The organism is Rhodococcus sp. 1163 (assembly GCF_002091985.1).
GTDB lineage: Bacteria > Actinomycetota > Actinomycetes > Mycobacteriales > Mycobacteriaceae > Rhodococcoides.
The window spans coordinates 552,828-566,818 of record NZ_MKKX01000038.1; the positions used below are offsets into that span (position 1 = coordinate 552,828).

Here is a 13,991-nt window from a genome sequence, read left to right on the forward strand (position 1 = left end):
GACAATCGGTGACGAGTTGAGTCGCCAGAACGGAGATTTCACAATGCCGATCTCAGTATCCGACTACAACCATGTTCGCCTCACGGTCAGCGACATCGCTGTGTCGCGCAAGTTCTACGACGAGGTGTTCGGCTTCGAAGTTGCTTTCGCCTTCGATCCCAATGCAGACGAGGAAACAAAGAAGTCTCTGTGGTTTCTCTTCGGCGGAGTGATCTACAAGTTTCCCGGCGGATTGTTCGGCTTGCGCCCGGTCGCACCCGAGGGGGATTCCTTCGACGAAAATCGAACGGGACTCGATCATCTGGCCTTCAGTGTCGACAAGCACCAGGACTTGCAGGACGCAGTGGCGACGCTGGACAAGCTCGGCATCGCACACGAGCCGATCAAGAGCGGTGGCCCTGGCTTGTCGATTCTCGAGTTCCGCGACCCCGATAATATTGCCCTGGAAATCGCGGGTCCCAGCGAGTAGCTACTGCGCTTCACTCACCGAGGACATGTGGAAATCCGGAATCCGCAACGGCGGCATAGCCGTTCGCGTGAACCAGTCTTTCCATTCCCGGGGCAGCGTTTTCTCCGTTGCCCCGGCCTCCGTGGCCCGGCGCAACAGGTCCAGTGGGCTTTCGTTGAAGCGGAAGTTGTTGACCGCTCCGACAACCTTGCCGTTTTCGACCAGGTAGACGCCGTCGCGAGTCAAACCCGTCAGAAGTAGAGTTGCAGGGTCCACCTCGCGGATGTACCAGAGGGTGCTCAGCAGCAATCCACGTTCAGTTCGCGCGACCATCTCTTCGAGGGTGGTGTCCGACCCACCGGTAAGGGCGAGGTTGTCGCCCGGGACGGTGAGCTCGGTGTCGTATCTCTCCGCGAGAAAGCGCGGGTAGGTGAGTGCGTTGATCGTTCCGTTTCGGATCCACTCGACGCGCGAGGTGGACACACCGTTGTCGAACAGTGATACCGAGTCGTTCGAAGAGCCCGTTGCGACGAACGGCGAGTACTCGAGCCCCTCCTGCCGAGGGTCCGAGAACAACGTCAGCGGCAACCGGCCCAGCTTCTCACCTAGGCGAGTTCCGCCCGCCCGAGAAAGCGCCGTGTGTCCTTCCTGTGCGCCACGTCCCTCCATGGACCACATCAGATAGATCATCATGTCGGCAACCGCGGACGGCGGCAGTAGAGTCTCGTACCGACCTGCGGGTAGATCGATTCGGTTCTTGGACCAGTCGAGCCTGGTGGACAGGTTCTCGAGCAGCTTTTCGATCGATACGTCGTCGAAGTACTTCGTGCTCGCGCCGACCCACGCGCTGGCGTCCGAACGCTTTCCGTTGATCTCGATCGATCCCGTCGGCTGCGTGTATCGCCGTCTGATGCCCGTCGACGACCCGAGCCACACCGTTTCGATCTGGTGGTGGGCGAAACCGTAGAGCTGGTCCTGCCCGTCGAAACCGGTCGACAGGGGACCGGTGAGGGACTCGAACACCCCGATGTCGGTCCGCGCGGGATCGGCATCCCAATCCGGTGCCGCCGCGCCCCCCTCGACGAGGGGCATTGCATCCTCGGCCGATTCAGCTGTGCGAGCGGCATTTTCGGAGGCGCGGACCGTCACTACTATGTCTTTCGGGTCGACGCTGCTGGACGAAGACGTGGAAACCCGCGTGCCATCGTCCCCGCGAACGATGGAGACGACCGTCCATCGTCTGGACACTCCGACGCCGTTTGTGGTCATCGAATTGTTGGCCCATCGGAGTGAGGACTCACTTGAGTCGGTGACGATCACCAGGGTCTCGTCGACTGTGGCGGCACGTAGAACCTGCTCGACGACGTCCTGAGCTCGAATCATCGGACCCCCTCCGATCGGGTGTCGAGTACATTGACGCCTCGGAAGAGAGCTGCCGGACAGCCATGGCTGACCGCAGCAACTTGACCGGGTTGCGCTTTGCCGCAATTGAATGCGCCACCGAGCCGCCTGGTCGACTCACCACCCAGCAGGTCCATCGAGCCCCAGAAGTCGGTGGTGGTCGCTTGATAGGCGACATCGCGTACTTGGCCTTCGAGTCGTCCATGTCGAATACGGAAGAACCGCTGACCGGTGAACTGAAAGTTGTACCGCTGCATGTCGATCGACCATGACTTGTCGCCGACGACATAGATTCCGTCCTCGACTGCCGCCACCAGGTCGTCGATGCTGCGATCGACATTCGGGTCGGGTTGCAAGGAGACGTTGGCCATGCGCTGAATCGGAACGTGGTGTGCGGAGTCGGCGTACGAGCACCCGTTGGACCTCGAAAGCCCGAGTCGTGGTGCGAATACGCGATCCAATTGGTACCCCACCAGTACGCCGTCGCGCACCAGGTCCCATTTCTGGGCGGCGACACCTTCGTCGTCGTAACCCGTGCTTGCCAGCCCGTGAACTTCGGTGCGGTCGGCTGTTACATGCATGGATTCGCTGCCGTACTTCAGTGTGCCGAGTTTGTCCGGCGTCGCGAAAGATGTACCGGCGTAGGCCGCCTCGTATCCGATGGCGCGGTCGTATTCCGTAGCGTGGCCGATCGATTCGTGGATCGTGAGCCACAGGTTGGTCGGGTCGATCACGAGGTCCATCGGACCGGCTACTACCGAGGGGGACTTCACTTTCTCACCGAGCCAGTCGGGTATGCGCGCGAGCTCGTCGGCCCAGTCCCACGTGCTGTCCGCAGCCAGGTACTCCCATCCACGACTGACCGGTGGCGCAAGAGTCCGCATCGTCTCGAAGGCACCGGCGTCGGAGTCGACCGTGGTCGCCTCGAACTGTGGATGCAGTCGAACGCGTTGCTGGGTGATCGAGCTGCCCGCCGAGTCCGCGTAGAACGTCTGTTCTTTGACCTGTTGAACCGAAGCCGTCACATGGTCGACGCCGTCGGACGCTGCCAGTCGCGACGAGTATTCGGCAAGGAGCTCGACTTTGTCACGGGTAGCGATGTCGAAGGGATCCACCTCGTAGTCCGACACCCAGGTTGCGTCCGCATAGATCGGTTCGCCTGCCAACTCGACGTGCTCACGATTGAGGACGCGCAGAGCAGTGGCGACGTCGACGGCCGTCTTGGCCGTCCGTACAGCAGCGGCAACGGACAAGTCGCTGTGCGAGGCGAATCCCCAGGTACCGTCGATCACCACGCGAACTGCCAGACCGATCTCGGAGCCGTCGACCGCGGATTGAACCGCACCGTCGCGAAGATTGAGAGACTGCGTGGTCAGCCGGTGCACGCGAAGATCGGCGTGGACGGCACCCGCTCGCCGCGCGGTATCGAGTACTGCCGCGGCAAGTTCGCGCAGGGGGAGCTCGAGAAAGTCCGGGTCCACAAGTCTTTGCCGCTGCTGGGTCACAGGAATCGAGGTTAGCCGAACTGTTGCCATCCGAGTCGGATGACCATCCCGAACACGACCACCAGCAACACCACTCGCACGAATCCGGAACCACGAGCGAGCGCTATGCGTGAGCCCGATACTGCGCCGATCACATTACAGACAGCCATCGCTGCTCCCAGCTGCCAGAGCACGTGACCGGTGACGGCGAAGAACGCCAGTGCGCCGAGATTGGAGCCGAGATTGAGCACCTTCGCCATTGCTGCACTGCGCACGAACTCGGTTCCGAGCAACGTCGCAAAGGCGATGATGAAGAACGTCCCGGTGCCTGGCCCGAGTATGCCGTCGTAGAACCCGAACCCACCCGCTGCGAGGAAGACGACGGTCAGCGTCTTCCGCTTGCTCGGGGCGTGTGAGCCTGCAGCCGAGCCGATCGTGGGTCGAGCGGTCACCAGGGCCGCGACCGCGATCAGTACGACCATGATGATCGGGATGAACAACTCGCGGTCGATCAAGGACACCGCCGCGGCACCTGCCGCCGACGCGACGGCTGCGAGGGCTCCGGCGGGAACGAGCATTCGCCAGTCGAGTGCGATTCGACGGGAGAAGGTGACTACGGCTGCGAAAGTACCGAACACGGCAGTCATCTTGTTCGTGGCGAGCGCCGCCTGTGGGGCCAGCTGTGGCGCGACGAGCAAGATAGCGGGTAGGAGAATGAGACCACCACCACCGACTACGGCGTCGACCCAACCTGCCGCTGTCGCTGCGACCATCAACAATCCCCAGTCGGCGGCAGTCATGCGGCAAACTCAATCACATGCGTAGATTCAGCTTGTGGCTCAGGGGGAAGCCCTTCATCGCCGACATGCTGCTAGCGGGCACTCTGTTCTCCTTCGAGGTTGTGTCATTTTTCAGCAACGTCGACATGAGAAGCCCGATGTTGTTCGTCGTCGGGGCGGCGGCGTTGAGTGCTCCGATCGCATGGCGACGACGGCACCCGCGGACCGTGGCGTGGGCGGTGCTGGCAGGTTCGCTGCTCATCACGCTCGGCGGACTTGCCGTCGGGGAGCAAACCGACATTCATCCTGCTGCACTGGCCTTGCCGATCATGCTCTACACACTTATCGCGTACGTGGGCCGCCGAGAAGGGCTGATCTATCTGGGCGGGGTACTGCTCGATGGAGGTCTGGCGGTATGGGCGCTGGACGACGATGCGGTTCTTTCGATGCTGTTCACTGTTCTGCTGTACGGATTCGCCTGGATCGCTGCCGAGTTCCTCGGAGCTCGCCGTGCGTACGACGAGGCAGTCGAGGCGAAACTGCTTGTCGCCGACTATGATCGGGACAGGCGCGCCGAGGAAGCCGTTGCACACGAGCGCACCCGCATCGCTCGGGAGTTGCACGACGTCATCGCACACGGTGTCAGCGTGATGATCGTTCAGGCCGACGGGGCGTCGTATGCGATCCGGCGGGATCCGGATCGAGCAGAAGAAGCAGTCGCGAACATCTCTGCTACCGGCAGGCAGGCGCTCGCGGAACTACGGCGCACGGTCGCACTGCTCCGAACCACTCCCTATTCCGAGGACATGCCCATGTACGGGACTGCGGGGCTGGCCAAAGTGGTCGACATGATGTCGCGAGCCGGATTGAACGTAGAACTCGAACAAACCGGGAATCTGGACGACATCAGTCCCGCGATCAGTTTGGGTATCCACCGCCTCGTTCAGGAATCTCTCACCAACGTTCTGCGCCACGGGGGCCACGCGCCGCGGGCACGGGTAGCAGTCGTGCGCCGCGAGGAAGACATCCTCGTCGAGATCGTCAACGGTGCCGGATCAGGAACCAGTGCCGTCGAGGGGACAGGGAACGGCCTGCTCGGCATGCGTGAGCGTGTTGCCGTCCTGCAGGGTGCACTGGAAGCCGGCCGAACGGCGGACGGCAGGTGGCGAGTACGCGCTGAGTTGCCGCTCGAATGACGTTAGGTTGGGACCGTGCCGATTACAGTTCTCATCGTCGACGACCAAGAATTGATGCGGATGGGCCTGACTATGGTCCTCGACGCGCAGGAAGACATCACCGTCGTCGCGGAGGCCGCAGACGGATCGGCAGCAGTGCGCGCTGTCCACGAGCACCGCCCGGATGTCGTACTGATGGATGTTCGAATGCCAGGAATCGACGGTGTGCGAGCTACCTCGATGATCGCCGAATCCGAGTCGATCTCCCGAGTACTCGTCATGACGACGTTCGATCTCGACGAGCATGTCCTGGGAGCACTGCGGGCAGGGGCCAGTGGTTTTCTGCTCAAGGACACCCCGCCTGAGGATTTGATATCCGCGATCCGCAGCGTCGCGGCAGGTGACGCGGTCGTCTCACCGAAAGTGACGCGGCGTCTCCTGTCACGTTTCATCGCCGAGGACGCACCCCTTGCACAGGACCCGGTGGTGCTCGACGCTCTGACCGACCGTGAACGGGAAGTGCTCGGCTTGCTCGCAACCGGACTGTCCAACGCCGAGATCGCCGGTAAGTTGGTGTTGTCCGAAGCCACGGTGAAGACCCACATCGGTCGGATATTGACGAAACTCGGTCTTCGCGATCGAGTTCAAGCGGTTGTCCTGGCATACGAAACGGGTGTCGTGCGTCCCCGGTTGTGAATCGTTATCGAAACGATGACGGATTCAGGGAGAAATACAACGTGGCTGTCCGTTGTCAGTACAGGCGACGAAAGGAACGAACACGTGATTGCGCTCTTTGCCCTCTATGTCATCGTCGAGGTGGCCGCGCTGGTGGCTGTCGGTAGCGCCATCGGCGTGCTCTGGACAGTGCTGCTCCTCATCGCAGGTTCCGCGGCCGGGTTGATACTTGTCCGCGGTCAGGGACGTCGCGTCATGGAAGGCCTCCGCAGCGCCAGTCGCGGTGAACGATCCCCTGGTGGAGCGGTCGCCGACGGTGTGCTGTTCGCTATAGGTTCGGTCGCGATGTTCGTTCCAGGCCTGGTCACCACTGCGTTCGGCATCTTGCTTCTTCTGCCCCCCACGCGTTGGGCGCTACGTCCACTGGTGATGCTGGCGGCCGCCAGGTGGATGCCGACGGTAGCGACAGCCGCAGGCAGGATGCGGCCTACCGTCATCGACGGCGAGGTCGTGTCCGACGCGCCCACCCGGACCACCTATGGCGGGCCGCCCTCTGGCACGGTGCTCGAGGGACGGATAATCGAGATCGACGGTCAGGATTTCCAGAAGCCGGTTCGCTGAGGGCACACTGAACCATCGTGAGTACCCAACTGCTTCTCGGTGGACGGATCTACAGTCCGACGGCTCCCGACGCGAGCGCTATGGCAATTACCGACGGAATCGTGACCTGGACAGGTGAGGATCGAACCGGCCGCGCGTTGCACCCCGGCGCCCAAGAAATCGACCTTGCCGGCGCGTTCGTAGCCCCCGCATTCGTCGACACACACGTCCACACCACCGCGTACGGTCTTGCTCTCGGTGCGCTCGATCTGAGTGCGTGCCGCTCGCGCGGAGAGTGTGTGCAGGCGATACGCCGCTACGCGCTGAAAAGCTCCGATCCGTTGATCTGGGGGAACGGCTGGGACGACACGGCATGGGACGAGCCTGGTGTGCTCTCGACCTCGGACCTGGACGAAGCCGCGCCCGGCAGGCCGATCTATCTCGTTCGAGTGGACGGCCACAGCGCCGCAAGTTCGACGGTTCTCCGCGCCGCCAGTGGCGCGCTGAACGCCCTCGCGGGGTTTCATCCCGAGCACGCACTTACCGGCGACGCTCATCACTCCGTTCGTCGCGCCGCACTGAAACTTTTGACTCCAGCCGCTCGAGCGGCCGCGAGAACGTTGGCTCTCGACAACGCCGCATCGCAGGGCATCTGCGCTGTGCACGAATGTGGCGGTCCGGATATCTCCGGCCGTGACGATTTCCAGGAACTGCTCGCGACAGACCACGGGGTCGAAGTACGCGGATACTGGGGTGAGACGGTGACCAGCGCAGATCATGCGCGCACGCTCGCTCGAGAGACAGGTGCATATGCGCTCGGCGGCGATCTGTTCGTCGACGGCTCGATCGGCTCACATACAGCGTGGCTCAGTTCGCCCTACGACGACGGGCCCGGCACAGGACTCTCGTTCCTGGACGTCGACGCGATTGCCACGCATGTGGCTTCCTGCACCGAAGCCGGGATCCAAGCGGGCTTCCATGCAATCGGCGATGCTGCTGTATCCGCCGTCGTACAGGGGTTTTCCCGCGTGGCGGCCGCCATCGGTGGCCCCGCCCTTGCTGCCCTCGGACATCGCGTCGAACACGTGGAGATGGTGTCCGGCGAACAAGCAGCGAAGTTGGCATCCTGGGGAGTCATCGCAAGTATGCAGCCGATGTTCGATGACTTGTGGGGTGGCGACGAGGGAATGTATGCGCGTCGATTAGGTATCGATCGTGCGCGGACGTTGAACCCGCTCGCACAACTGGCGTCCTCTGGCGTCTCCCTCGCGTTCAGCTCCGACGCGCCCGTCACCGGGCTCGATCCATGGAGGATGCTGCGCGCAGCGGTCAATCACCGAACCGAGGGGAGTGCAATCTCGCCTCGAGCGGCGTTCGCCTCCGCCACGCGCGGTGCGTGGCGCGCCGGCGGCGTGCGGGACGGCCTTGCCGGCACCCTGACGCCGGGCGCTCCGGCAAGCTACGCGATCTGGGACGCAACCGACCTCGTGGTCAGGGCACCCAAGGACAGTGTTGCGCGTTGGTCGACCGACCCGCGGGCCGGTGTTCCTGCCCTGCCGTCGCTCGAGCCTGGCTCGCCGTCCCCGACCTGTCTTCGCACCGTTCATCGTGGGCGGACAATTCATGGCGCTTGAAGGGGTGGGGGTCGCACGAGCGCAGGTGGTCCGCACTGGTGTGTCGGTCTTGTCCGCTGTGGCGTCCGGCCTCCTGCTGTTCCTGAGCTTCCCTCCCCGCCACCTTTGGTTCCTCGCCGCAGTCGGGGTGGCGCTTCTCGTCCTCGTCCTACGGCGTTTCGGAACTACCGAGTCGGTCTCGAAGAAGAGCGGTTTCGGCTATGGATTCCTCGCAGGACTGGGGTTCTTCGTTCCCCTGCTCCCTTGGATCGGTGTCTACGTCGGTCCGCTGCCGTGGCTCGCACTCGCTGCAGCAGAATCTTTGTTCATCGGTCTCTTCGGCGTACTAGCTGTCGTTGTCTCCCGAAACCGCTGGTGGCCCGTCTCCACGGCTGCAGTGTGGAGTCTCGTCGAGTGGGCAAGGTCGAGTTTTCCGTTCGGTGGATTCCCTTGGGGCCGACTATCGTTCGGCCAACCCGACAGTTGGTTGCTGCCCCTCGCGAGCATCGGCGGGGCTCCGCTGCTGAGCTTCGGCGTTGCGCTGACCGGCACTGGACTTGCTGCGATCGCTTGTACTCTCGCGGCGAGAAAGAGACGTCCCATCCGAGGCATGCTGATCGTCTCGGTCGCGGCGACGAGTGCAGCATCCATTGTCGCAGTTGCGCTTCTTCCGACGTTGGTGAGCAATGAACCGGAGGCAGGAGAGCGCACCATCACCGTGGCCGCAATACAGGGGAGCGTGCCTCGGCTGGGTCTGGATTTCAACTCTCAGCGCCGGGCGGTCTTGGACAATCACGTCCGTGAAACATTCGCGTTGGCCGACGAAGTATCGGCTGGGCGCGTGGATCGACCGGATCTGGTCGTATGGCCCGAGAACGCTTCGGATATCGACCCCTTGCGAAACGCGGACGCGGCTATGGAAATCACCGCGGCATCCGAGGCCGTCGGGGCACCAATTCTTGTCGGTACGGTCTTGGTCAACGACGATCGCACGACCACGAATTCGGTTATCGCATGGGATGGTGCCGAGGGGCCCGGCGAACGTCACGACAAGAAGATAATTCAACCGTTCGGTGAATACTTACCCTACCGAAGCTTCTTTCGAATGTTCTCGGAGTACGCCGACAAAGCAGGCTACTTCATCCCAGGTAGCGGAAACGGCGTCGTTCACGCTGCTGGTATCGCTGCCGGTATCGCGACGTGCTATGAAGTCGCGTTCGACCGAGCATTGACCGAATCTGTCCGATCCGGCGCAGAATTCATCGCGATCCCGACCAACAATGCCACCTTCGGTGATACCGAGATGACGTATCAACAGTTGGCGATGTCGAGAATTCGTGCTGTCGAGCATGGGCGATCTGTTGTTGTCGCCGCAACGAGCGGGGTTAGTGCAATTGTTTCGCCCGACGGGGCAATCGTCGACCAGACCCCCTTGTTCGTCGCCGACGCTCTCGTCGCAGAGATCGGCCTACACAGCGGAACGACAGTCGCGACAGATCTGGGTGTATGGCCCGAACGGCTCCTGTGCGTCAGCGCGGGACTGTTTCTATTGTTCGCAGTAATGCGCTCGCGAACAACGGGCAAAGAGTCTGTTATCGGCGAAGAAAGCGTCTCGGAAGTTCGTAAATGAGCCGCCAACATATTCGCATCCTGATATCGGTCGCCATGGAACAGGACAATTGACGCGATTCACCTCGGATTCGCCGAAGATGTAACGGACCGGGAGTTGTTCTCGATTCTCAACTAATAGTCCGCTAAAGCAATGGCGGCTGACTATTGTGTGTTGGTAGGTCGAAATTGTCATGAGCGCGATATGCAGCACGCATATCGCCAACCGTTCGCCAGGAAGACCGGGGCCCTGAACGTTCGGTGGTGTACGCACATGAGAGGGGGCGCCGGTGATGAGTCTTGCCGTAGAGGGCACGAAGTGTATGGATAGCCGACTCGCGGCACTGCACGACATCGGAAACAGACTGCAAGCATGTTTCTGAATCCGCGCACAGTTCCAATCCATGATGTGGTCCGCTTCGAATCAACCTGAGTTGCTCGAGCGCGTACCCGCGCCGAGAACCCGCTTGCTCAGTACTGGCCTACACAGCTGCACCCGATCAGAACGGACAGTGAACACATTGATCGATCCTGCTCGCGCATCGTATCGACGACCGGTGTCGAAGCCGACGATCAGTTCGACGACGTTCCCGCGTCAGAAAGGCGAATGAATGCGAGCCGTGATCTCGGGGGATTCGCACAGCTCCCTTCCTCGAAGTGGTGACGAGACAGCCGGATTTCCGCTTTCCTCGGCGCAGCGTGGAATGTGGTTTGCGCAGCAACTGGCGCCTCAGGTCCCGGTCTGCATCGCGCAGTACGTGGACCTACGAGGTGACCTCGATCTCGAGCTACTGAGAAAGGCTTCACGTACCGCCGGGCACGAATTCCAATCTGCCTTTCTTCGCCTGTCCGAGATCGACGGGGAACCGAACCAGATCGTCGATCACGGAATAGACGACAACGTCGATTTTCTGGACTTACGTAGCGAACCGGACCCCATGGCCGCTGCAAAGGCATGGATCGACGAAAATTACACGGCACCAGTCGATCTGACCCGCGATCGGCTGGTCACGGTGTGGATTCTGCAAGTCGAGGACAGTCGTTTCCTGTGGTACAGCAAAATCCATCACGTCGCGCTCGACGGCTACGGCGCGATGACCATGGTCAATCGCACCGCCGAGCTCTATACAGCCGAGCTCGAAGGAAAGGATCCGAAGCCGGCGAGTGCAGCGGATCTGAAGAAGCTGTACTCACTCGATCAGGAGTACCGACATTCTGGGCGGTTCGAAACCGACCGCGAGTACTGGGCCGACCACGTTCGTGACGTGCAGGGTGGCGCCACACTCGCGAACTCCGATGGCGCCACAGTGGCCGCGAGCAAGCTCGAAAGCGCGGCCCTCGACGAGCACGTCGTGGATAATCTCGAGAAGTCGGACGCAACCAAGAGCGCAACGGCAGCCGCCGTAGTGATCGCAGCTTTCGCGTGCTACCTCTCACGCATGACAGGGCGCGAAGACGTCCTGGTGAACATTCCAGTGTCCGCGAGAACGACCGCAGTTCTACGTCGCTCCGGCGGAATGCTCGTCAACGTCGCTCCGCTGCCCATCAGGGTCTCTCCGGCCGGCAGCATCGGCGACTTGGTACAGCATGTCCAACTCGAACTCATGGGAGCGCTACGGCATCAGCGATTCAGCATCGAGGACATCCGACGCGACCTGACCGCCAAGGGTCTCGATAGCGGCCTACTTGCGCCCATGGTCAACGTGATGCTCTTTCATCAGGAAATCCATCTCGGGCCCATCGCCGGTGAATTCAACATCGTCACCTCCGGCCCGGTCGACGACCTTTTGGTCAATATTTACCAAAGCGGCTCTCCAGCAAGAACATTCATCGACTTCCGCGGAAATCCGAACAGATACATCGATGCGGATCTTGCGCGTCATCATCGTGGATTCATCGACATTCTGTCCGCGTTCGTCGACGCGAACCCGCTGGATCTGGTCGACGATGTGCATGTCGAGAGCGCGGCTGTCGGCCGCCGCCGCAGACTCGAGCAACAACAATTGGCTTACTGGTCGGCAACGCTCGCCGACGCACCGGTCGGAGTCGGCCTGGGGACGTCCACGCAGGTCGCACCTTCCGAGGTTCATCCGCAGCCGAGACTTGCAGTCGCGGACACCGTGGACCCCGGAGTCCACCGACGACTCACTTCCGATGCGGCAAAGAAGGGGTCCAGTCTTCTCATCACGGTTCACGCGGCTCTTGTCGCACTGTTGGCCCGCCTCTCGGGGGAGACCGACATCGCGATCGGCGCCCGGACACCGTTCACCGACGGCAACACAATCGTGTTTCGAACCTCGGTCGTGCGCGGAGAACCGTTCGCCGAATTGGCCTCTCGTGCGCAAGATAGCGATACCGCTGCTCTCGCTCACGCGGACGTGTTGATTGCCGACGTCTTCGAGGAACTCTCACGTGAGGATCTTTACCGCGTCGTGCTGGCGTTCGGTACCGAAGCGACACCCTCAGTCGACACCGATGCCGAACTGGTGGTGTCGGTCGACGAAACGTTCGACGCGCTAGGCGCTCCCCAGGGCATTTCGATCCGCTTCGATTGCGAAGCAACAGTTCTCGATGAAGAGGCACTTCGTGGTCATCTCGCTCGGCTGATCAAGATCCTCCGCGTTGTCTCTCAGAATCCACGAGTCTTCACTGACGACATAGACGTGTTGTCGGAGTCCGAGCGTGAGTTGTTGGTGCCGGTGCGTGGTGGTGTGTCGGTGGTGGGTCGGTTGTTGCCGGAGATTTTGGTTTCTGCGGTAGATGTTGCGGGTGTGGATGGTGTGGCGTTGGTGTGTGGTGGTGTGTCGGTGTCGTATGGGGAGTTGGATGTTCGGTCTTCGCGGTTGGCGCGGTTGTTGATCGGTCGTGGTGTGGGTGTGGGTTCGTTTGTGGCGTTGGGGTTGCGGCGTTCGGTGGAGTCGGTGGTTGCGGTGTGGGCGGTGGCGAAGGCTGGGGGTGCGTTTTTGCCGGTGGATCCGTCGTATCCGGTGGATCGTATTGCTCATATGTTGTCCGATTCTGGTGCTGTGGTGGGGATTACCGCGGTCGAGTATGTGTCGGATGTGGGCCGGGCCGGTGATGGGGTGTCGTGGATTGTTCTCGACGATGAGTCGATCGTCGATGAGGTTGGTGAGTTTTCTGGTGGGCCGGTGTCCGATGGTGATCGGTTGGGTTCGGTTCGTCTCGATGATGCGGCGTATTTGATTTATACCTCGGGTTCGACGGGTGTTCCGAAGGGTGTGGTGGTGACGCATCGGGGTTTGGCGAATTTGGCTGAGGTGGAGCGTGTTCGGTTCGGGGTGACTGCTGGCTCGCGTACGTTGTCGTTTGCGTCGCCGAGTTTCGATGCGTCGGTGCTCGAGTTGTTGTTGGCGTTTTGTGGTGGTGCGGCGATGGTGATTGTGCCGACGGATGTGTTCGGTGGTGTCGAGCTTGCTCAGTTGCTGCGTGAGGAGGAGATTACGCATGCTTTTGTGACGCCGGCGGCGTTGGCGTCGGTGGATCCGGCCGGTCTCGATTCGCTTGCAGTGGTAGCGACCGGTGGTGATGCTTCGGGTTCTGATTTGGTTGAGCGTTGGGCGCCGGGCCGTTTGATGTTCAATGCGTATGGTCCGACGGAGGCGACGGTGTTTGCGTCGTTGAGTGCGCCGATGTCGCCGGGGGTTCCGGTCGATATCGGCTCTCCGGTGTTGGGTTTTGCTGTGGTGGTGTTGGACTCGCGTTTGCAGCCGGTGCCGGTGGGTGTTGTGGGTGAGTTGTATTTGGCTGGTCCTGGGTTGGCGCGTGGTTATCATGATCGGTTGGGTTTGACGGCGGAGCGGTTTGTGGCGGCGCCGTTTTCTTTGGTGGGGGAGCGGATGTATCGCACGGGTGATGTGGTGCGGTGGAATGGTTCTGGGGTTTTGGAGTATGTGGGGCGTAGCGATTTTCAGGTGAAGGTTCGTGGTTTTCGGATCGAGTTGGGTGAGATCGATGCGGTGATTGCTGCTCTTCCTGAGGTTGATTTCGTGGCGACTTTGGGTGTTGATGGTCCTGGTGGTGCGGCGGTGTTGGTGTCGTATGTGTTCGGTGTCGGTGGTGGGTTGGTCGATGTCGATGCGGTGCGTGATCGGGTGGTGTCGGTGTTGCCGGCGCATATGGTTCCGTCGGTGTTTGTGGTGTTGGATTCGATTCCGTTGACTCCGGCGGGCAAGTTGGATCGTCGAGCA

The 13,991-nt window shown here is 61.5% G+C and carries 10 protein-coding genes; 7 read left to right on the forward strand and 3 right to left on the reverse strand.

Annotation, left to right across the window (positions count from 1 at the left end; genetic code table 11):
• Positions 1-43 precede the first annotated feature (43 nt).
• A complete protein-coding gene (locus BJD99_RS20275) occupies positions 44-469 on the forward strand; it encodes a VOC family protein (protein ID WP_084349020.1) in 426 nt (141 codons plus the stop codon).
• Here BJD99_RS20275 and BJD99_RS20280 read toward each other — a convergent pair whose 3' ends face one another.
• Genes BJD99_RS20280 through BJD99_RS20290 form a run of 3 tightly spaced genes read right to left on the reverse strand, consistent with a single transcriptional unit; the run spans position 470 to position 4,133 of the window.
• On the reverse strand, positions 470-1,831 hold the full coding sequence (locus BJD99_RS20280) for a metallopeptidase TldD-related protein (RefSeq protein WP_084348913.1): 1,362 nt from the start codon (positions 1,829-1,831) through the stop codon (positions 470-472).
• Entirely contained in the window at positions 1,828-3,384 is a 1,557-nt protein-coding gene (locus BJD99_RS20285; protein ID WP_084348914.1) for a TldD/PmbA family protein, read from the reverse strand. The genes BJD99_RS20280 and BJD99_RS20285 overlap by 4 nt, the downstream gene beginning before the upstream one ends.
• A complete protein-coding gene (locus BJD99_RS20290; RefSeq protein ID WP_084348915.1) occupies positions 3,366-4,133 on the reverse strand; it encodes a TSUP family transporter in 768 nt (255 codons plus the stop codon). The genes BJD99_RS20285 and BJD99_RS20290 overlap by 19 nt, the downstream gene beginning before the upstream one ends.
• Positions 4,134-4,150: 17 nt before the next feature.
• On the opposite strand from BJD99_RS20290, the gene BJD99_RS20295 reads away from it, so the two are divergent.
• From BJD99_RS20295 to BJD99_RS20320, 6 genes are all read left to right on the forward strand, one after another.
• Entirely contained in the window at positions 4,151-5,308 is a 1,158-nt protein-coding gene (locus BJD99_RS20295; RefSeq protein WP_084348916.1) for a sensor histidine kinase, read from the forward strand.
• Positions 5,309-5,323: 15 nt separating this feature from the next.
• Entirely contained in the window at positions 5,324-5,983 is a 660-nt protein-coding gene (locus tag BJD99_RS20300) for a response regulator transcription factor (protein ID WP_084348917.1), read from the forward strand.
• A gap of 84 nt (positions 5,984-6,067) precedes the next feature.
• Entirely contained in the window at positions 6,068-6,583 is a 516-nt protein-coding gene (locus BJD99_RS20305) for an FxsA family protein (RefSeq protein WP_256895944.1), read from the forward strand.
• Between the two features lie 17 nt (positions 6,584-6,600).
• A complete protein-coding gene (locus BJD99_RS20310) occupies positions 6,601-8,196 on the forward strand; it encodes an amidohydrolase (RefSeq protein ID WP_084348919.1) in 1,596 nt (531 codons plus the stop codon).
• The gene (lnt, locus tag BJD99_RS20315; RefSeq protein WP_084348920.1) at positions 8,186-9,805 is read left to right on the forward strand and encodes an apolipoprotein N-acyltransferase; all 1,620 of its coding nucleotides are present in this window, start codon (positions 8,186-8,188) and stop codon (positions 9,803-9,805) included. Before BJD99_RS20310 ends, lnt begins: the two co-directional genes overlap by 11 nt.
• A gap of 589 nt (positions 9,806-10,394) precedes the next feature.
• A partial coding sequence (locus BJD99_RS20320) for an amino acid adenylation domain-containing protein (protein WP_143542238.1) occupies positions 10,395-13,991 on the forward strand: 3,597 nt, incomplete at its 3' end.